This is a genomic window from Lysinibacillus sp. FJAT-14745 (assembly GCF_001275675.1).
Classification (GTDB): Bacteria; Bacillota; Bacilli; order Bacillales_A; family Planococcaceae; genus Lysinibacillus.
This window is the reverse complement of record NZ_LITM01000002.1, coordinates 454,492-474,250: the sequence shown is the minus strand read 5'-3', so window position 1 is coordinate 474,250 and position 19,759 is coordinate 454,492. Positions and strand designations below refer to the sequence as shown.

Here is a 19,759-nt window from a genome sequence, read left to right as displayed (position 1 = left end):
ACAATGTTTACATACTGTTTGGTATTTAAATTTTTATAGTGATAAACTCACTAACTCTTAAACAATGGAGGTGTATTTTATATGGCAAGAACCCGTGAATTTGATGAGGAAAAAGTTTTAGAGGCTGCCATGCAGTTATTTTGGGAGAAGGGCTATGAAGCTACTTCTTTAAGTGATCTCACTTCTAGAATGGGGATTCAACGTCCGAGTATTTATTCAACCTTTGGTGATAAAAAGGAACTATTCGAAGCAGCACTTCGTAGATATACGACATCTCGTGCAACTGATATACGAGCTAGACTTCAAAGTCATACCTCTGTAAAACAGGCATTTGCTATTTTTTTTGAAGAAGTGATTGCTGCTGAATATACGAAAGATCTTAGTAAAGGCTGTTTTTGCATCAATACAATGGTTGAACTAGCTCCTCATGATGAGAGATTTGAAATTTTAACGAGAGAACATCAACTTTATTTAGCCGTCATTTTTCAGGAGACAATTGAACGAGGAATTCAATCGGGTGAGTTAGAGGAAGAAACGGATGCAAAGTCTTTAGCACAGGCTCTAATTGTGGCGTTAATTGGATTAACGGTCATGATGAAATCTCAACCACAAAAATCATTTATTGACAATGCAATCGCAACAACTCTCACATTACTTAAATAAATTTTGTAAATTATTAATATCTTTCAAAAAAAGTGAAATCGACGCCGCGATTTCACTTTTTCTCGAGAATATTTATGTCCAAGCCTCAATAAAAAAGGCCCTAACGAAAAGTTTGTTTCGGACCCATTGAAACTATAGGGATTAAATTTATGAAATTAACTCAAATAAATAAACAAACCTCCAAATCCATACATAGATTTGGAGGTTTAAAGCTTTTTCCCACATTAGCAAGCAGTAAAATGGAGAATAACTACCCATATTATCCCGATTAGTTAAGACAAATCATCGGTGGAAATCTCTGATTAAAGTCTCACTTTATCGCGGCATTGTTTTCGCTGAGCTGTTAAAAATACTTCCTGTGCTGCTCGTACACCTGCACCTGGTTCAAAGTCATATTCAAAGTCTTGAAGTGCTGCTTCCATTAAAGAAACGGCCTGTAAAATATCACTCGGGAAGCAATAGCCCATATGACCGAATCTAAAAATTTTACCTTGCAAATGACCGAGTCCTCCAGCGAAATCTAAATGATATTGCTGTTTTAAATGAGACAAGAAGTCACCGAGTGAAATCCCTTTTGGTGCCATAATCGCAGTAATGGTCGGCGAAGCATGTTCGTCAGAAGTGAGAAGGTCAATATTAAGGGCATTCATGGCATGACGAACCATGTTTTTCATTAGCTCATGGCGGGCAATTGTCTTTGCGAAGCCGCCTTCTTCTTCTATAAGTTTACAAACTTCGTGGAGTGCATATATTAGTGTGACAGTAGGTGTGTTTGGAGTCATCCCTTTTTCTGCCCAGCTACGATAGCTTAATAAATTTAAATAATAGGATGGTGCTTTATTATCTTCAATAACTTTCCAAGCTCTATCACTAACGCTGACAAGAGAAAGTCCTGGAGGTAACATCATCGCTTTTTGAGATCCAGTAACAAGAATATCGATTCCCCAAGTATCCATTTCAGCAGGAGCTCCACCTAAGCAACTTACACCATCGACAATACATAATGCATCCGTTTCCTCACGAACAACTTGTGCTAATTCAGCAATTGGGTTTAAGATACCCGTCGAAGTTTCATTATATGTGACAAAAACAGCTTTAATATCTTTTAACGGCTGCAAGAATTCTCGTAACTCATTAGCTGTGCATGCTTGTCCCCATTCTTTTTCAAGCTTATGTACATGAAAGCCGTATTTCTCACAAATCGAAACAAAATAGTCTCCGAATGCTCCAACAGTAATTACAACAACATTTTCGCCAGCAGAAACAGTGTTAACCGCTGCAGCCTCTAAAGCGGCCGTACCACCTGATGGAAGGAGTAAAATATCCTGCTTTGTCCCGAAAACAGGTTTTACTAATTCAATGGTCTCACGGTAAAGCTCCACAAATTCATTGCTGCGATGACTAATAATATCGCGATTCATCGCAAGCTGAACCTTTTTCGGAATAGGCGTAGGTCCTGGATGTCTTAAAATATTTTCATACACAATCATCAAACCCCTTTGTAATTAAAAATTAGAAATTCTAAATTTTCTAACTATAATATAGCATATTTTTTCTGTTATCTAACTTCTTTTTCGATAAGAAGAAGGTATTTAATAAGTAAAATGTCGTAAAAGAGTAGAAAATACAACGAATAGTTCTCAATCAATTTTTTAATATGGTAAGATTTTCATTTAAGGGGGTGCTGAGTTATGGAATCGAAAGTAAATTATCCATTTATTTATTTTTTAATGGAATTAAATACGGTTTTTGTCTTTCGAATTAAAACACATAATTATCTGAACGCATCGGATTTGATGGATTATAGTGAATGGAAGGCATTTGAATTACAGCATCATGCTCAATTTGAAACATTCAACCATGAAGAAAGTGAAGCAATTGAGGGGTGGGGGTTCTGGCTTGAGCAAGATAAATTAAGCGACATAGTAGAAATCATCAATGACTGTATTCAACAACATCGTTCTGTAGACCAACGTTTAACAACGCAGGCATTTCATATTGTGAGCTCTGAATCTGCTGCTGGTTCAGTGAGAGTAGTCCTTGCACCACCTAAACATGTGATTGGATTCCCTGATTGCTTCTCAATTGGACCATTGTGGAAGCTAGAGGAGAAAAGGGGTCAAGCGTTTCGAAATGATTGGTTATTTGAAAATATTAACGATGGACAGGAAGATGTTTATCAAAATAAGTTTACAAATACATTGCGTGAAATAGAAGATATTTCAAATCATGTTCCTATCTATATTTGGTATGGTAATAATGCCGATGAACAATGTGGGCTCCGTTTTTTCCTCTATTTATTGCGAGATAAATCAAATGAGATTTTTCTTATTAATACAACAGAACATAATAAGACTCATTGTCCGACAAGTCATCTTAGTTCACAGCAATTGGCCCAGCTTTTTATGAACATAGCAGAAAATAAGCCGTTAACTACCCAGGCTCGTCTTATTTTCCACAATGAATGGGAAACATTATCACAAACTAACGATGTTCTGCGCTTATGGATTAATAATGAAATACAAGGGGTTCCAGAAAATTATTTTGATCCACTTATTATAGAGACGATAGAAAGGCTACATAATGAACAATCAACAAAAGATTTTATAAAGACGGGAACAGTGATTGCGGAACTCTTACCTTTAATAGAAGAGCTTCCTAGTGTCTTCTTTTTAGAATGTAGAATAAGATTTTTAGTCTATAGTGGGATGCTTGCATTAAAAGGTATTCCTAAGTCCATGAGACATTATAGTGTAAAGTTACGTGAATAAGTTGAAAACCTCTTAATCCTTTTTAAGGGTCAAGAGGTTTTCTATTTCGCATATGTAATTATGCAACGAAAGGTTTATTCATTTTCATTAAGCCGTAGATAAAATAGAATAGTCCGAATGTAATGAGCGATAAAATAATATAAAGTACAGCTCTCCCAGGCTCACCAGACCAACGATAAAATAGGCGATATGTGAAATACATAACATAAATCCAAATACCAAAGGAAGCGAATATACCTATAAATGGAATGATGAATGAAACAAGTAATAATCCACCATAAATTAAAACATTCTTTAACGCTTCGGCACGAACGGTTGCGTCATCATTACCCTTTGCTGTTAATAAGAAAAGGCTATAAACGTTAATAATAGGAATCCAAGCAACATAGGCAAGATCATCAAAGCCATTTGTTTTAGATGCCTGATAATAAATAAGTGAACTAATAATATAGCCTGCAATACCCATCACAAGAACAAGTAAAAAAAGGATGATAAACAAACTACCAAAAAATTCATCAAAATCATTAGAATTATAAGAATTGTACATTGGAAAACCTCCTTTCAAAAAAATACTTCATAATAATAACAATACTAAGGTGTTAAATCTATACTGGTAAATATTAGGTATTTGGCGATAATCATACATATATACTATTTTTGAGAAAGATACATCTTACTTCAGTGATGAATTTTTGATAAAAGATTGATTGAATTGTAAAAAATGAATTTGGAATTATTAGGAGTCTAGTGGTGAAGAATCATTTTATAAAAATTTTTCTATTCTAGATTTTACTAATACTGTACGGGAGTGATGAATTAGCTTTAAATTATTTGAAGCATTTTATTTTGTACATCCTATGATATCTGACATTACGAAATACGTGTGCGATGGTTTTATTTGATCTTTATTTTGCTAAATCTGACTGGGACGTTTTATAAGGAACAGCATAAATGTGTTTTTCAATCTAGAAGTAATATTAGCATGCACATAATATAGCCTATTTTGATTAATCTTTTTTTCAAATAGGCATTTTATAGTTACTTAATAATAACTCTTTTAACCTTTTGTCTAAAAAAAGTAAAATTAATTACCTTTTGTAAAAATATAAGACAATCTATTTTTAGTAAAATAAATGAATAGACTAACACAATCTTATTTTTCTGAATATTCAATTTATATTATAAGGAGGATTTAGATGCAAGCGAACATTGTTTTTTTTAATGGTGAAGTAATTACTGTAGATGGACAAGATTCTATCCGAGAGGCTCTAGCGATTTCTGATAACAAAATAGTAGCAGTTGGTTCAAATGAGGAGATTAAAGATTTTATTGGTGATTCTACACAAGTAATTGACTTGGAAGGAAAGTCAATTCTACCTGGAATTATTGATGCTCACTTACATCTGGTTATGTATGGTACTTTTCAACTCAGTATTAGCTGTAAAGAGCCTGGGTTGGACTCTATAGATGCAATTTTGACTGCTTTAAAAGACAAAGCTGCTACTACACCAAAGGGTCAGTGGATTCGTGCTTGGGGTTTCAATGAACGAACTGTTAAGGAAAAGCGATATCCTACTCTTGAAGAATTGGACAACATTACGATAGACAACCCGATTGTCATTACTCGTACTTGCGGTCACATCGGAATTGTAAATTCATTTGCTTTACGTCTATCAAATATTGACGAAACAACACCTGATCCTCAAGGGGGTTTAATTGAAAGAAATGCTAAAGGTCAACTAACTGGACGATTGATTGAAAATGCTTATATGCAGTTTAATGAGTTAGCAACTTATTCAAATGAAGAAGTTTATCAAGCCATTCAAATCGCGCAGCAACATTTCTTAAAAGTTGGCATTACAAGCGTTCATGAAGCTGGAACGTTTACAAAAGAAAATTACCGAATGTTACAATTAGCCTCCCAAAAAGGAGACTTGAAAATTCGTGTCTATGCGATGATTGCTAGTATAAGTGACTGTAAGCAGTTCACATTAAATATGATGGAATCTGGGGTATTAACTGGAACTGGAAATGAATTCTTTAAAGTGGGTCCTGCTAAATTGTTTACAGATGGTAGTAGTACTGGCCCGACTATTGCTACCCGTGAAGGTTATACAAGTAATCCCGACGATCATGGAATCTTATATTACACTGAGGATGAAATTTATGAAGTACTTGGTAAAGCACATGAATTAGGCTATCAAATTACTGTACATGCACAGGGTGATCAAGCAATTGAAAAGTATTTGAATGTTGTAGAACGAGCTTTAAAAGAAAATCCTCGTGAAAATCATCGACATCGCATTGAACACGCTGGAATTTCAAGCCCCGATTTACAGCAACGCATGAAAGAGTTAAAGGTGATTCCAATACCTAATCCACCATTTCCGTATGAGTTTGGTGAAAGTTATTTAACGAATTACGGTGAACGTACGGACTTTATGTACCCTGCACGAGACTTTATTGATCAAGGAATTATTGCTGCTGCTGGGTCAGACTCACCAGTTACAACTTACAATCCGTTTATGGGCATTCATGACGCGGTCAATCGACTCACTGCCAATGGAACTTCATTTGGTGAAAAACAAAAAATAGATGTTCTTGAAGCTATTCGTCTATATACCTATAACGGTGCATATGCAAGTTTTGATGAGGATATAAAGGGGAGTTTAGAACCCGGTAAATTAGCAGATATGATTGTACTTGATCGAAGTATTTTGAAAGCCCTTCCACAAGAAATAAAAGATATTCAAGTCGAATTAACAATACTAGATGGCGATATTCTTTTCGAACGCTCTAAAACGAAAATATAGTAATGAGGCTGGGGGGCTCTTATGACAATAAAAATTTCAAGCTGTCCATTTGAATTGCTCGTATCCGTAGAAAAGACATTTATACATTATGAGTCCGTGTTTTGAACGTCAAATTTCCACGCTTATTCTCGTTAAACTGAGGGTTTCACTACTCTTTTGTACGATAAAAAAGAAATTCAAAGGAGGCTTATATGAAAAACATTAAACTGTTATTGGTGATACCGTTTATTGGAATGTGCTTATGTTTGCGCTTTGCGAATAAAATAGAGCCTTATATTGTTGGTTTACCTTTTCTCCTGTTCTGGATTATCTTATGGATGATTTTATCGTCATTAGTGTTAGCGATTGTGTATAAATTGGATCCTGAAAACCAAGGAGGCGATGAATAATGAATATAGCTTTACTGATTATCTTTGCATTTGCATTGATTGCTCTTTTCCTTGGTATCCGAGCAACACATGGTAAAAAAATGAATGTCGATGAATTTGCTGTTGGTAATAAAGGTTTTGGTACATTATTCATTTTCCTACTAATTGCAGGAGAAGTTTATACTACTTTTACATTCCTTGGTGGTAGTGGTTGGGCTTATTCGAATGGAGCAGCTGCTTTTTACGTACCTGCATATATTTGTTTAGCATATGTTTTATCTTATTGGATTGCACCAAAGATTTGGAACTATGCTAAAGATCATCATATTATTTCTCAACCAGAATATTTTGCTTCGCGCTATAAAAGTCCGATATTAGGATTAGTTGTATCATTTTTGGGTGCTATCGCATTGATTCCATATATAGTTATACAATTAAAAGGGTTAGGTATTATTGTTTCGGAGGCTTCCTATGGAGGGATTAGTCCAATTATGGCAAGTACTATTGGTGCTATAATTATTACAATTTATGTTACCATTTCAGGTATCCATGGCTCTGCTTGGACAGCTGTATTAAAGGATATCATGATATTAGGAGTCATTGTTTTTTTAGGAATTTATATTCCATACCATTATTTTGGAGGCATACAACCTCTATTTGAAGCTGTAGAAAAAATAAAACCGGAAAGCTTAACTCTCGCTAGTTCTGGATTAAGTATTTCTTGGTTTGTCTCCACCATTATATTAAATGCGTTCGGATTCTATTTATTACCAAACTCCTTTTCAGTATTATTATCATCTAAGAGTGCAAAAGCATTGAAGAAAAATGCCATTACCTTACCTTTATATACTCTATTACTCTTATTCGCATTTTTCATTGGTTTTGCAGCCATTGTAGAGATTCCAGGATTACAAGGGGCCGAAGGAGATTTATCATTACTCCGATTAACGATTCAAACATTTGATCCTTGGATAGTAGGCGTTGTCGGTGCTGCTGGGTTATTAACTGCTTTAGTACCTGCATCTGTTATGTTAATGTCTGCTTCAATTGGATTAATGACTGGATTTTACAAGCTTGTGAAACCAAAGGCAACAGATCGCCAACAGTTATTTGCTTCAAAAATGTTTGTGTTTGCAATAATATTAGTTGCATTTATCTTCACGATTACTGGAGGGGATGCACTAGCAATCTTAAACATTATGTCATACAGCTTAATAACACAACTTGTGCCAGCACTCCTATTTAGTTTTTATAAAAATCGCATTCTTAACAAAATCGGTGCAATGGCAGGAATTTTAACCGGTGTAGGAATTGTATTTTATGGTGCCATAACATCACATAAACTAATTGACTTTTTCCCGAACATTCCACACGTAATTAATGACATCAGCACAGGAATGATTGCTGTAATTATTAACTTTGCAGTAGCTATTGTAGTAAGCCTTGCAACCCATCATTTAGTTGCGGGAGAGAAGGATGATATTGATACACTTGTAGCATAAAAATGCTTGAAATGCTTATGCTACCTTCTTTTTAGTGTTAGTGATTGTGATTTTTGTAGAGTGAAAAAATATTGGTATCGATGCATTAACTCGGGGTTTAAAGTAAGATTTTTTCCTAAGTCCATGAGACACTATAGTGTAAAATTATATGAATAACTAGAAAACCTCTTTAACCTTTAAAAGGTGTAAAGAGGTTTTTGTACTTGCATTTGTATTATGCAACGAAAGGTTTATTCATTTTCATTAAGCCGTTGAAGATTTCATAAAAAATGAGTGTTTGAACAAGACAGCTTGGTATAATAATTTAGTGTTGCTAATTATCTTTTTTATATTGATAGTGATAAGCTTTTACCTCATGGAAAAATTATCAGTAAAGGGTCTATTATAAACTGACAAAAACGAATTTCTTTGCGGTTAATTTCAATAAAGGGGACGATAACATGCCAGTATATAATAAATTAGTACGTGATTTAATTCCTCAAGTAATTGAAGAAGAGGGTAAAACATGTAGTATAAGAGTATTAGATCAAGGAGAACACTTAGAGGAAATAAAAGTAAAAATGCAAGAAGAAGCTATAGAATTTCTAGAGGCAGCCTCTCCAAAAGCGGCCATTGAGGAACTTGCAGATATTTTAGAATTAATACATACAGCAATACAAATGTACGACGTGTCTTACGAACAATTAGAACAAATACGCACTCAGAAGAAGAGCCAACGCGGAGGATTTTCGAAAGGTATATATTTAATTGAGGTGAAGGAGTAGGGGGAGGCAGTATGTCGCATGATTTAAAGGTTGGTGAAATACGTGAACAATATGTAACTGAGGATCAGATTTGGCAACATCTGAACAATTTTTACTATCGTTCATCAGTCGCAACTTCTTATAAATATGTGTTTTTTAAAGCATTGCTTGAAAATTTATACAATGTAGACGAGAAGCTAGTACTTAGTTATGATCAAATATTTTATTCTTTCACAAATATATATTGGAATCTAGTAATCCATCACAAGTTAGCGCAATCTCCGAATAAAAATAAACCCGCTCGTGCCCAAACCATCTTACAGAAATATGCTAATGACAATGCTATCCCTTCAGAATGGCAATTCGATCAGGTTTTAGATTCGTTGCAATTAAAAATCGTCAATGAGGTGAAGCGAGATTGTAAGCAGAACGTAATCGGCGCATTTTACGGAGATACAGCAGGGGTGTTCTATGAATTTGACATCAAACATGCACATTTTCGTTTCAACAATCCTGTCTTTCAATTCATGAAAAAATACCAGCGGGTTTTAACAAATCTAACAAATTATCATTTGGGCAAATATCTCGAAAAAGTGAATGAAGCCACAAGTACAATGGCTTTGCTTTCAAAAGTAGAAGTGATTTCAAAGCGCAGTTCTTTAGAGACATTTTACAAAGTGCTTACACAATTTGAACAAAATCGATGCTTCTATTGTAATTGTGATTTATCAACTAATCGCCGAAAAACACATGTGGATCACTTCATTCCGTGGAGCTTTGTTCAAAATGATAATTTATGGAATTTAGTGTTGGCGTGTAATGATTGTAACTTGCAAAAAAGTGACAAAATCACAACTAGATTTTATTTAGAGTCCATGCTCGAAAGAAACCATAATTTAGTGTCAATTGTTAGAGAACCAACTTATTTTTATACATATGAAAATAATAAACTTGTGGATTTATATGATTACTCAATAATGAACGGATATACGACGTTATGGGAGCCAAGGAAGGTATACAAGTTAAAAAATTAATTTGATTTTATTACGGAAGAACATAGAATAACGCTGACGGATTTAACGTTTCTTAGGAAGTGTAATTATTTCAAATGCTGTCACGTTTGATAATCCTATTATTTCAAGATATAGTTCTAATTACAGATAAAATAAGGAGGAATGAATATGGCAGAAATTAAATACGAAATTGTTGAAACAATTGCGGTATTATCGGAAGGCAATAAAGGCTGGAAAAAAGAATTGAATTTAATTAGCTGGAATGGTCGTGAACCGAAATACGATATAAGAGATTGGTCGGAGGATCATACAAAGATGGGGAAGGGTGTTACGTTGTCACTGTCTGAATTACAGCTTTTGAAAGAGTCATTAGCTAAATTGTCAGACTTAGGTTAATGTACCGAGCTACTCTCTAGATTTGTTTTAGACTAATTACGTAAGTCGGGATTCATGCTCATTGAAGCAATAGATGTAGAGTATAGCTTTTCATCTGACCGACGATATAAGTAGTAAAAACATAAGTAGCAATTTTTTATCTTGTGAGGATTTTCCGTAAAATATATTTCGTAAAATTGTTAGACTAACAATAGCAATAATTCATAAAGCAGGTGGCGGCTGAACTCCCTTTTGAAAGGGGGTGAGGCGGTTGACAGTATTTGAAGCATTCAGTTTAACTTCTTTCAGCGGGTGTCCATACACTCGCTGAAAGAAGTTAAAGCCTCCGGCGATGTCACAAAATCGGAAAGGAGTTCTTTGTGCGAGCACAAAGCCGATTCCGGACGCAATTATGCCGAGGCATAATTGATCAGTACAATGTAGTCTTTTGCTAATTGCAGTACTGACACTGATGCTTAGCATTATTGTCTCTCAAAATAAAAAGAAATAGCCACCCTGCCGGCTAAGTAAGGTGACTGTTTCTACAACTTTAACTTGGTCAGCCGCTATGGTGCGGCATGATTGTTACTTTGACTGGATGTTGACGCATCCAGTCTTTTTTATTCTATATTTAGTGTATCGTATTTATTCTAAAAAGAACATTTTATCTACATTCAGTAGGCGTTTGATGCTAAAGCGTAATTGATACAGTCTTTATCTTTCGATTAAATGAATTTTGCAATGTCATTTAGCGCTAAACGAGAAGAGCCGTAAGCTGGTGATGCTGCTTTTCCGATGGCGATTAGGACGATCGGTACTAGATTATCTGTTAATTCAAAGCGCTGCGCAAAAGCCTCTTTATTGAAGCCACCCATTGTAACCGTATCATAGCCCATATCCTTTGCTAAAAGCATGATTTGCATAGAAATTAAGCCCGCATCAAATGTAGCTATATTTTTAAGTACTTCTTTAGGAAGGTTTGAATAAATCTTTAATGAATTTTCAATCATCATATTTTTTGTTGCTTCATCCATATAGCCAAGCTCGAAGTTTTTTGTATAAACTTCCTCTACATGATTGTACATTTCAGTATCGCCTAATACCGCGATGATAGCAGACGCAGTTTCTACTTGCTCCTGGTTGTTAGCAATTAAACGTAGATCTTTTTTTACTGCTTCATCTTGGATCACTAAAAAGCGCCAAGGTTGTAAATTGCTTGATGATGGAGCGGTTGTTGCCTCAACAAGTAATTGCTCTAATTCAGCTTGAGGAATTTTAAAATTTGCCTCATACTTACGAACAGATTTACGATCGTGCATTACTTTATTTATATAACTTTTAGTTGTAGTCATGGTTAAAAAAATCTCCTTTATATTTATGATATTTTACTATACGTTATACTTTTTGAAATTCCAAGTAAATTGCTCGAATTAGAGAGTTTTGATAAATCTTTTTTCAGCGGGTGTCCAAACATCCACCGCTGCCACTACGCTTTCGCGCAAAAAACATCTACTGGCCTAAGTACAAAGCCGATTCCGGACGCAATTATGCAGAGGCATAATTGTTACTTAAATTTAAATGCTTCGAAGTCAACGCTTAAATCTTTATTGTGGGATTTCAATTGCTTAGCAAAATGTTTTAACATTTTTTCAGGGCCGCACATAAAAATACTTGTTTGCGGTGGCACTGAAAAATTTTCTAATGAAAGCCTGTCCATTTGAGTAGTATCAATAAAATTCACTCTGAACTGTTGATTAGCTTTTGCATATTCTTGTAAAAATTCTTTGTAAATAGCATTTTCTTGACCTTGATAAGTGTAAAATAATTCAATATCACGATTGATGGGCTGTGATTGCAAATAAGATAAAAAAGGAGTAATGCCAATACCACCGGCTATCCAAACTTGTTGTTGTGTGCCATTTTCAAAGTTTAAATGACCATAAGGACCATCCAGAGCGACGGGTGTATTCAGTTGAACTGAATCATATACTTTTTTTGTGAAATCACCAAGAGCCTTAATAGAGACAAATACTTTTTTTCCGTCGCCACCTGAAATAGAAAAAGGATGAGGCGCCTTTTCTATGCCATCTTGCAAAATCTTGATAAAAATAAATTGTCCATGACGATATGGTATTTTTTTATCAAGTGTTAACTCCAGTTCAATAACATTGGAGCCCAATTTTTTGATCCCTGTAATATTGCCTTTATATTTAAAGAACATATCTTGATACATCGTCAACATATATAATGCTGACATAAATCCAATAGTCGCAGTTATTGCGGTAAAAATTCCTAAAGGTGTAGGCTGCAATAAATCGTATCTGCTAGAAAAATAGGCATGATAAATTCCAAATGCATAAGGGATAAGCAATAACCGATGAAAGATCCGCCAGTGCTCATATTTTAGAAATTTAGCCAAAAGCGCAATCAAAATTAGTGCTATGAAACCATATTGGCCAAGTGATCCTAGTTCTTTCGCAAATTCGCTGAGTGAAGTTTTTTGTACTTTATCCCAGTGGGGGACCAGATCTTGTAATTGCCCATGAATAACCACTAATACTAGTGAAAGTATTGCTAAATATTTATGATAAAAATAAACATTTTCTAGACCATGGAACCAACGCTCAAAAATTTTCATTCTTGTTGCTAACAAAAAGACAAGAAAGAAGCCTGTAATGGCCATGCCTCCAATGATGTGACTGAGCCTGTTAACTGCCTGGATAGGCTCTATAGGTGTAGCAAAATACCACAGTAAAGCACTACTGCTCATTATTAGTATGATAAACAAAATTCCTTTGATAGATTTCATAAATAACCTCCAATATTCATCTTTATCTCTAATCATCTTACATATACAATGAGAACCTGAAATGTTTCTGATATTTTTAATTTTATATGAGAGATCTTTTGAGTAGGTATAAAAAAGGGATTGTGTGTTCGGAATATATGTTCCCTTTTGCGCTTGGGTGTGTTAAATTAAGAAGGGTGAAAATATAGAGACATAAGGAGCGAATAAATGCAAGGGAATACACATATTGTTGGAGGCATCACGGCTAGCCTTGCTTTTGCACAAATATCTAATGATAATCCGCTTGTTTTAGTAGGAGCAGGCGTTATTGGCGCATTACTTCCGGATATTTGTCATGGTGGTAGTAAAATCGGGAGGAAGTTTCCCATCATATCAAAAACTGTGAATTCGCTGTTTGGACATCGTTCCTTTACACATAGTTTGCTTTTTTTATTTTTGGTTGGGATGCTCCTACATACATTTATACCTTACGAATCCATTTCGCTAGGTATTTTATTAGGAATGGCAAGTCATATTTTCCTTGATATGGCGACAAAGAAAGGTGTTAAACTGTTTTTCCCAATAACTATTTCAGTGCGTCTACCTCTTACTACAAAAACGGGTAGTAAAGCTGAAAAGGTAGTGTTTATGTTGTTAACAATGCTTTCAGTCTTTTTTAGCTATGAAATGATTGTGAAGCTTCTTGATACCGTATAACTAAAGGAACCCAATATTAGAGTGAGATGCTCCTTCTTAGTTAGACAGATAAAAGATCTGTTTGCTAAGGGGGAGTATTTTTTCTTCTTTCAAAAGTGAAGCATTTATCAATTTCTATAAAAATAGTAGCTATTCATCATGAAAGGATTTTTTGAAAAGATTTTCCCATCGAAAGTAATATCATAAAAAAATAACCTTCGTAAGATATGTAGCTTTACCTCGTTAGAGTCCTACTTACTACTGCATTTTGCTGTCTTTCTAAGGAGAGTTTTTTCATTACTGAAAAATATAATTTGGTTGTTGACCTTTGTGTAACACAAACCTTTATAGTCAATATCAGTAGAAATAAGAATATTCAGAAGATTAAAATTACAAAGGTGGATGGGGGAGCTATTATGAAACGACAAACATTAATGCGAACACTGACTTTGTCTCAAGTTGTATTTTTAGGGATTGCATGGAATAACCCGATGGTATTCTTCAATACATACGGAATCGCAACTGTCACTTCCCAAGGTGTCATTATGGGGGCGTATATTATCGCTTTTCTTGCAATCCTGTTCACTGCGTTTAGTTATGGAAAGATGGCAAAAGCCTTTCCAATCGCTGGATCGGCTTATACATTCACACAAAAATCAATTAATCCACAACTTGGGTTTCTTATCGGCTGGACAATCATGTTGGATTATATGTTGACACCAATGGTCACTTGTTTAATGTCTACGGTTTTTTTAAATGCCATGTTCCCTGGAGTCCCTCACGCACTGTGGATTATCCTATTAACTGCAACGATTGTAATACCTAGCATCTTAGGTGTTAAGTTCACCGCATCCACTGGTAAGATTTTTGTTATTGCACAAGTCATATTTGTTTTCATCTTCTGGATTTTGACGATCAAAAGTTTATTGGCGGGTGTAGGAGCAAGTACACTTTTCTCCATTCAGCCTTTGTTCAATGCAGAAATCAAATTGCCAGTGATTTTGGCAGGAGCATCAATTCTTTGTTTCAGTTTTCTTGGCTTTGATTCTCTTACTACATTGTCTGAAGAAACAATCAATCCTGAAAAAACAATTCCTAGAGCGATTATCATCATGTTGTTGACAATTGGTGTCCTCTATATCGGATCAGCCTATTTGGCACAATTGGTTCACCCGAGCTTTGCATTTGAAAACACAGATTCTGCAGCTATGGAAGTTGTCTATTTGGTCGGTGGGAATTTGTTCAAATCCTTATTTGTTACCGCGGTAATTTTAGGGAATTTCTCTTCCGGTATTGCTTCGACAACAAGTGCATCCCGTGTGTTGTATGCAATGGGGCGAGATTCTGTACTGCCGAAAAAAATATTTGGGCATATCCATTCCCGCTTTAAAACACCGTCAACTGGAATTATTGTAATTGGCATCATTTCATTGCTCGGTATCGTACTGACACTCGATCAAGTCATTAAGTTCATTAACTTTGGAGCACTTATTGCTTTCGCGTCTGTTAATTTGTCTGTTATCGCCCATTATTTTATTCGGAACCGTAAGCGCTCTTCTTTCACCGAATACATGCGTTATCTGGTCATGCCTTTAATTGGAGCAGGATTTACGCTTTGGTTATGGTCTCACTTAGAGTTAGATGCATTGATTCTTGGAGGCATCTGGATGGCGATTGGCATGGGGTATTTAATTTATATGACGAAGTTTTTCAGACAGGGATTGCCTGAATTCAGTTTCGATAAGGAGATTATTCCTGAAAATGTTCTTATAGAAGACATAAAAATGTAAAGGCTTACATGGAATGATTCTCGTGTTATTTGCAGATAGGATATGCAATTGAAAGGGGTGAGGTTATTACGAAAAGGCTGAATTTCGAAAATGAAAACAGCTTTATTCAAAGTTATGAAACTCCTACCACTTATTGTAATCTCTTGTTTTGTAGGAGAGGTTAAATGTGCATGTAAATAAAATATGGCTAATTAATTGGAGGTTAGTATAATGCTAAACTTGAAATTGTTTATTAATGGTAAATGGTCAGATTCTGTGAACGAGGAAAAACGCAATATTATCAACCCAGCAAACAACGAAGTGATTGCTGAGGCATCGAGAGCAACTGTTGAAGAAACGCGGGATGCCATTGATGCAGCACGTCATGCATTTGATGCAGGTATTTGGTCAGACATACCGGCTTCTGAAAGAGCATCCTATTTATTCAAAATTGCAGATAAACTTGAGGAGAATGCATCTGAACTAAGTACACTTGAAATGTTGAATACAGGAAAGCCTCTTAGGGAAGCAGAGTTCGATATTGGGGATGCTGTGAGTTGCTTCCGATATTATGGCGGCCTCATCACGAAACCAAACGGCCAAACGTATACCGTTGCCGATCCGGTACAGGGGCTTATTGTCCGTGAACCTGTAGGTGTATGTGGTCTAATTGCTCCTTGGAATTTCCCATTATTGACAGGAGCGTGGAAAATTGCGCCTGCGCTTGCAGCGGGAAATACGATTGTGTTCAAGCCATCAGAGTTAACACCAATTACTACTATTAAGCTTTTCGAAATTCTTGAAGAAGTAGGGATTCCAGCGGGCGTTGCGAATTTGGTAACCGGAGGAGGTTCGACTGTCGGTAATGAATTGGCTGAAAGCGATAAAGTCGATATGGTTTCATTTACTGGCAGTACAACAGTAGGTAGATCAATCATGAAAGCAGCGTCAGGAAATATTAAGAAAGTTGCACTCGAATTAGGCGGTAAGTCGCCGAATATCGTCTTCGCTGACGCGGATTTTGAAACAGCCGTTGACTATGCGCTTTTTGGAATATTTATGAACGCGGGTCAAGTATGTAATTCAGGATCACGCTTGCTCCTTGAAGAAAGTATCCATGGCAAGTTCGTTGAAAGCCTGATTAGTAAAGCGAAAAAAATACGTGTCGGCCGTGGTGATGATCCTGAGACTCAAATGGGTGCTCTTGTTGGTGAAGATCATATGAACACAGTGCTAAATTATATTCAAATCGGCATCGATGAAGGAGCGAATTTGGTTTGTGGCGGAAAACGGATTACAAGCGGTGGGCTTGATCGTGGTTATTTTGTAGAGCCGACAATATTTGTAGATACAACGCCTGACATGAAAATTGTCCAAGAGGAGATATTCGGCCCTGTGCTAGTTGTCCAAAAGTTCAAAGATGAAGAGGAAGCTATCAAGCTCGCAAATGATACGCCATACGGTCTTGCAGCAGGGGTTTTCTCTCAAGATGGTGCTAAAGCTTTACGGGTTATTAAAAAAATTAGAGCAGGTATTACTTACATTAACGCATACAATCTTGCTTACAATGAAGCCCCATGGGGAGGGTATAAGCAGAGCGGACTCGGTCGTGGATTAGGCACTTTCGGTTTGGATGAATTTTCGGAAGTGAAACAAATAAATATCAATTTAGAAGTCAGTCCGACTAATTGGTTTGAAAGTTAAACGAACAAGACAAAGGTAACTCCTAAAAGAAGTTTGTTAATAGAAGGTCATTTGAAAATTGAAAGGGGAAATGTTTGATGTTATGGGATTTTAATTTTAACTTACCGACTTCTATTGAGTTTGGTAACGGGACAGTAAACAATGTAGGGAAAAGAGCGAAAGAGCTAGGGGGTAAAAAGGCGCTAATTATTACTGATAAAGGGCTAGCACAAACGGGGATTTTAAAAAGGGTAACAGATTCATTGGAACAGGAAGGAATTCCTTTTCTTGTGTATGATGAAATTACACCGAATCCGAAAGACGTGGATTGCGTTAAAGCCTATGAACAATTCAAAGATGAAAATATCGATTTGTTGTTAGGTCTTGGTGGTGGTAGTTCAATGGATACGGCGAAAGCGATCGGGGTACTTTTTACGCATGAAGGGGAGCTTAAAGATCGCTATGGTTTCAATCTTTTGGAGCGCGATATTACACCTCTTATTTGTATCCCAACTACTTCGGGTACAGGTAGTGAGGTGACGACAGGGTCTGTTATCACAGATACGATTACTAAACAGAAAGAAGCTATACTTGATATAAAATTAGCGCCAAAATTGGCGATTGTGGACCCAGAATTGACGCTGTCTTTGCCTAAATCAATTACCGCTGCTACTGGAATGGATGCATTGACGCACGCAATCGAAGCTTATACAAGCAATATTGCTGAACCGATTTCTGATGCACTCAGTCTTTATGCGATTGAAATCATTGCTAAGTATCTTCCACTCGCTGTAGAGGACGGTAACAATTTAGAAGCAAGACAAAACATGCTTGTAGGAAGCTTGATTGCAGGTATGGCGTTTACGCACGCTGATCTAGGTGCGGTGCATGCAATGGCAGAACCGCTTGGAGGGCTGTATGACACACCACATGGAGTAGCAAACTCCATCTTCCTACCTCATGTATTTGAATATAATATTCCGTCCAACCCGGAAAAACATGCGACAGTTGCGTTGAAACTTGGAGCAACCACGGAAGGGAAGACTCAGGAGGAAATTGCCCAAGAAGGTGTTGTATTGTTGCATGAACTTGCAAGTAAAATTGGCATTCCACAATTCCGTGATTTAGATAATGTTAACCCTGATGATTTTGAATTTCTTGCTGAAGGGGCATTTAATCATTTGTGTACAATTACAAATTCTCGTAAATTATCGAAAGATGATTACTTGAAATTGTTCCAAAAAACGTATGAGATGGAAATAAAACATATGTCAATAGCTTCAGAATAAGCTGGAGGATTACAGACGTGAGAGTTAATGATAGCGGGGGGAATAATCATGGTTAATTACGATGAGAAACAATTTTTGAATCTGCCATTTACTGGGATATGTACGTTTGGGAAATATCCGGTTTGCACAGATTTGGACCAGCTAGATGCTGATGTAGCGGTCATAGGGGTACCGAATGATATGGGTACCCAATGGAAATCGGGTGCAAGAATGGGACCGCGAGGAATCAGGGAAGGTTCGACGCTATATAGTTTCGGATTAGAAGGTGCTTATGACATTGAAAATGATATCATGTATCTCGGTCCAGATTGGAAAGTAGTAGATTGCGGCGATGTCGATATGGTACATGGAGATCTCATGCAATGTCACGAAAATACAGAAGAAGCGATCCGTAAAATTGTTTCGCAAGGAGCTATGCCAGTAGTTTTAGGAGGGGACCACTCTATCACGGCTGCAGTAGGAAAAGGACTGAAAGAATTAGGTCCATTTCATGTCATTCAAATTGATGCCCATCTGGATTGGGCAGATCATCGCTCAGGAATGCGATATGGCCATGGGAACTGCATCCGCCGTTTATCGGAGTTGGATCATGTACAGAAAATATTCCAATTAGGTATTCGTGGAATTAGCAGTAGTAAAAAAGAGGATGTTGATGCTGCAAGAGACTACGGTAGCGTGATTCTATCTCCACGCCAAATGAGAAAAATGGGTATTGAAGAAGTGTTGGCACAAATACCAGCTGGAGAAAGATATTATGTGACAATTGATATCGATGGATTGGATCCATCAATCGCTCCTGGGACGGGTACACCTTCCCCAGGAGGCCTTTTGTACGATGAAGTAAACGAATTATTGGAAGGGATTGCAAAAAGGGGAGAAGTGATTGGATTCGATTTAGTCGAAGTGGCGCCTCCCTATGATCCTACCGGTATGACCGGGCAAGTAGCGGCTCGCATCATGCTAGATTTGCTCAGCTATGTCTTAAAAGAGAAAGAGAATAGAAGCTTAGCATAAAAAAAGTACACCATACAGGATAGTTGTTGAACTGAAATAAAGCGGTCAGAATTGCACTTGACAAATAGTCAGAAAAGACTGCATAGTTTGAATTAGGAGTTCGCTGAAGATCAAACTGAAGATTCAATCAACTTGTAAAGGTATGTTAATTGATTTTTGGAGAAATTAAAGTAAGCGAGAAAATAATTCAGGATGTAACGTATCACTATTTTATAAAGTTTATTAAGTGTGTGGTAAACTAATCAATCTTGAAATTTTTTTGAATTTGGTAA

Annotated in this window: 17 protein-coding genes; 13 read left to right on the top strand and 4 right to left on the bottom strand. The window is 36.3% G+C overall.

The window, feature by feature from the left end:
• Positions 1–81 precede the first annotated feature (81 nt).
• Positions 82–663: a TetR/AcrR family transcriptional regulator gene (locus tag AMS59_RS03725; RefSeq protein ID WP_053482412.1), complete on the top strand. Its 582-nt coding sequence runs from the start codon at positions 82–84 to the stop codon at positions 661–663.
• A gap of 302 nt (positions 664–965) precedes the next feature.
• Here the strand turns inward: AMS59_RS03725 and AMS59_RS03720 are convergent, their stop codons facing one another.
• Positions 966–2,147: an alanine--glyoxylate aminotransferase family protein gene (locus AMS59_RS03720; RefSeq protein WP_082337393.1), complete on the bottom strand. Its 1,182-nt coding sequence runs from the start codon at positions 2,145–2,147 to the stop codon at positions 966–968.
• Positions 2,148–2,354: 207 nt separating this feature from the next.
• Here AMS59_RS03720 and AMS59_RS03715 point away from each other — a divergent pair, with 207 nt between their 5' ends.
• Complete coding sequence (locus tag AMS59_RS03715) at positions 2,355–3,434, top strand: DUF1835 domain-containing protein (protein ID WP_053482410.1); 1,080 nt, start codon at positions 2,355–2,357, stop codon at positions 3,432–3,434.
• A 58-nt stretch (positions 3,435–3,492) separates the two neighbouring features.
• Here AMS59_RS03715 and AMS59_RS03710 read toward each other — a convergent pair whose 3' ends face one another.
• Complete coding sequence (locus AMS59_RS03710; protein WP_053482409.1) at positions 3,493–3,981, bottom strand: hypothetical protein; 489 nt, start codon at positions 3,979–3,981, stop codon at positions 3,493–3,495.
• A 649-nt stretch (positions 3,982–4,630) separates the two neighbouring features.
• On the opposite strand from AMS59_RS03710, the gene AMS59_RS03705 reads away from it, so the two are divergent.
• The 6 genes from AMS59_RS03705 to AMS59_RS03680 all read left to right on the top strand — a co-directional run bounded on the left by AMS59_RS03705 (position 4,631) and on the right by AMS59_RS03680 (position 10,269).
• Positions 4,631–6,247 carry an amidohydrolase gene (locus AMS59_RS03705; protein WP_053482408.1) on the top strand — a complete coding sequence of 539 codons (1,617 nt, stop codon included), beginning with the start codon at positions 4,631–4,633 and terminating at the stop codon, positions 6,245–6,247.
• Positions 6,248–6,438: 191 nt separating this feature from the next.
• Positions 6,439–6,636, top strand: coding sequence for a DUF3311 domain-containing protein (locus AMS59_RS03700; RefSeq protein WP_053482407.1), 198 nt, complete (start codon positions 6,439–6,441; stop codon positions 6,634–6,636).
• Positions 6,636–8,117, top strand: coding sequence for a sodium:solute symporter (locus AMS59_RS03695; protein ID WP_053482406.1), 1,482 nt, complete (start codon positions 6,636–6,638; stop codon positions 8,115–8,117). Before AMS59_RS03700 ends, AMS59_RS03695 begins: the two co-directional genes overlap by 1 nt.
• 440 nt (positions 8,118–8,557) lie before the next feature.
• Positions 8,558–8,881, top strand: coding sequence for a nucleoside triphosphate pyrophosphohydrolase (locus AMS59_RS03690; protein WP_053482405.1), 324 nt, complete (start codon positions 8,558–8,560; stop codon positions 8,879–8,881).
• An 11-nt stretch (positions 8,882–8,892) separates the two neighbouring features.
• Positions 8,893–9,894, top strand: a complete 1,002-nt coding sequence (locus AMS59_RS03685) for an HNH endonuclease signature motif containing protein (protein WP_053482404.1) — start codon at positions 8,893–8,895, stop codon at positions 9,892–9,894.
• 147 nt (positions 9,895–10,041) lie between these two features.
• Positions 10,042–10,269, top strand: a complete 228-nt coding sequence (locus AMS59_RS03680) for a YdbC family protein (RefSeq protein WP_053482403.1) — start codon at positions 10,042–10,044, stop codon at positions 10,267–10,269.
• A 704-nt stretch (positions 10,270–10,973) separates the two neighbouring features.
• Here the strand turns inward: AMS59_RS03680 and AMS59_RS03670 are convergent.
• Together AMS59_RS03670 and AMS59_RS03665 are read right to left on the bottom strand one after the other, a co-directional pair.
• On the bottom strand, positions 10,974–11,600 hold the full coding sequence (locus AMS59_RS03670) for a nitroreductase family protein (protein WP_053482401.1): 627 nt from the start codon (positions 11,598–11,600) through the stop codon (positions 10,974–10,976).
• A 212-nt stretch (positions 11,601–11,812) separates the two neighbouring features.
• Positions 11,813–13,057, bottom strand: coding sequence for a ferric reductase-like transmembrane domain-containing protein (locus tag AMS59_RS03665; RefSeq protein ID WP_053482400.1), 1,245 nt, complete (start codon positions 13,055–13,057; stop codon positions 11,813–11,815).
• Positions 13,058–13,264: 207 nt separating this feature from the next.
• Here AMS59_RS03665 and AMS59_RS03660 point away from each other — a divergent pair, with 207 nt between their 5' ends.
• The 5 genes from AMS59_RS03660 (at position 13,265) to speB (ending at position 19,487) form a co-directional block, all read left to right on the top strand.
• The gene (locus tag AMS59_RS03660) at positions 13,265–13,753 is read left to right on the top strand and encodes a metal-dependent hydrolase (protein WP_053482399.1); all 489 of its coding nucleotides are present in this window, start codon (positions 13,265–13,267) and stop codon (positions 13,751–13,753) included.
• A gap of 395 nt (positions 13,754–14,148) precedes the next feature.
• Entirely contained in the window at positions 14,149–15,522 is a 1,374-nt protein-coding gene (locus AMS59_RS03655; protein ID WP_053482398.1) for an APC family permease, read from the top strand.
• A 210-nt stretch (positions 15,523–15,732) separates the two neighbouring features.
• Entirely contained in the window at positions 15,733–17,205 is a 1,473-nt protein-coding gene (locus AMS59_RS03650) for an aldehyde dehydrogenase family protein (RefSeq protein WP_053482397.1), read from the top strand.
• A gap of 77 nt (positions 17,206–17,282) precedes the next feature.
• Positions 17,283–18,473 (top strand): iron-containing alcohol dehydrogenase, encoded by a 1,191-nt coding sequence (locus AMS59_RS03645; protein WP_053482396.1) that lies wholly within the window; start codon positions 17,283–17,285, stop codon positions 18,471–18,473.
• Positions 18,474–18,521: 48 nt separating this feature from the next.
• Positions 18,522–19,487 (top strand): agmatinase, encoded by a 966-nt coding sequence (gene speB / locus AMS59_RS03640; RefSeq protein ID WP_053482395.1) that lies wholly within the window; start codon positions 18,522–18,524, stop codon positions 19,485–19,487.
• Positions 19,488–19,759 lie beyond the last annotated feature (272 nt).

Excerpts from the sequence above, each read along its gene's own strand:
- AMS59_RS03725 (WP_053482412.1), top strand. The coding sequence starts at position 82 with ATGGCAAGAACCCGTGAATTTGATGAGGAAAAAGTTTTAGAGGCTGCC.
- AMS59_RS03715 (WP_053482410.1), top strand. The coding sequence starts at position 2,355 with ATGGAATCGAAAGTAAATTATCCATTTATTTATTTTTTAATGGAATTA.
- AMS59_RS03710 (WP_053482409.1), bottom strand. The coding sequence starts at position 3,981 with ATGTACAATTCTTATAATTCTAATGATTTTGATGAATTTTTTGGTAGT.
- AMS59_RS03705 (WP_053482408.1), top strand. The coding sequence starts at position 4,631 with ATGCAAGCGAACATTGTTTTTTTTAATGGTGAAGTAATTACTGTAGAT.
- AMS59_RS03700 (WP_053482407.1), top strand. The coding sequence starts at position 6,439 with ATGAAAAACATTAAACTGTTATTGGTGATACCGTTTATTGGAATGTGC.
- AMS59_RS03695 (WP_053482406.1), top strand. The coding sequence starts at position 6,636 with ATGAATATAGCTTTACTGATTATCTTTGCATTTGCATTGATTGCTCTT.
- AMS59_RS03690 (WP_053482405.1), top strand. The coding sequence starts at position 8,558 with ATGCCAGTATATAATAAATTAGTACGTGATTTAATTCCTCAAGTAATT.
- AMS59_RS03685 (WP_053482404.1), top strand. The coding sequence starts at position 8,893 with ATGTCGCATGATTTAAAGGTTGGTGAAATACGTGAACAATATGTAACT.
- AMS59_RS03680 (WP_053482403.1), top strand. The coding sequence starts at position 10,042 with ATGGCAGAAATTAAATACGAAATTGTTGAAACAATTGCGGTATTATCG.
- AMS59_RS03670 (WP_053482401.1), bottom strand. The coding sequence starts at position 11,600 with ATGACTACAACTAAAAGTTATATAAATAAAGTAATGCACGATCGTAAA.
- AMS59_RS03665 (WP_053482400.1), bottom strand. The coding sequence starts at position 13,057 with ATGAAATCTATCAAAGGAATTTTGTTTATCATACTAATAATGAGCAGT.
- AMS59_RS03660 (WP_053482399.1), top strand. The coding sequence starts at position 13,265 with ATGCAAGGGAATACACATATTGTTGGAGGCATCACGGCTAGCCTTGCT.
- AMS59_RS03655 (WP_053482398.1), top strand. The coding sequence starts at position 14,149 with ATGAAACGACAAACATTAATGCGAACACTGACTTTGTCTCAAGTTGTA.
- AMS59_RS03650 (WP_053482397.1), top strand. The coding sequence starts at position 15,733 with ATGCTAAACTTGAAATTGTTTATTAATGGTAAATGGTCAGATTCTGTG.
- AMS59_RS03645 (WP_053482396.1), top strand. The coding sequence starts at position 17,283 with ATGTTATGGGATTTTAATTTTAACTTACCGACTTCTATTGAGTTTGGT.
- speB (WP_053482395.1), top strand. The coding sequence starts at position 18,522 with ATGGTTAATTACGATGAGAAACAATTTTTGAATCTGCCATTTACTGGG.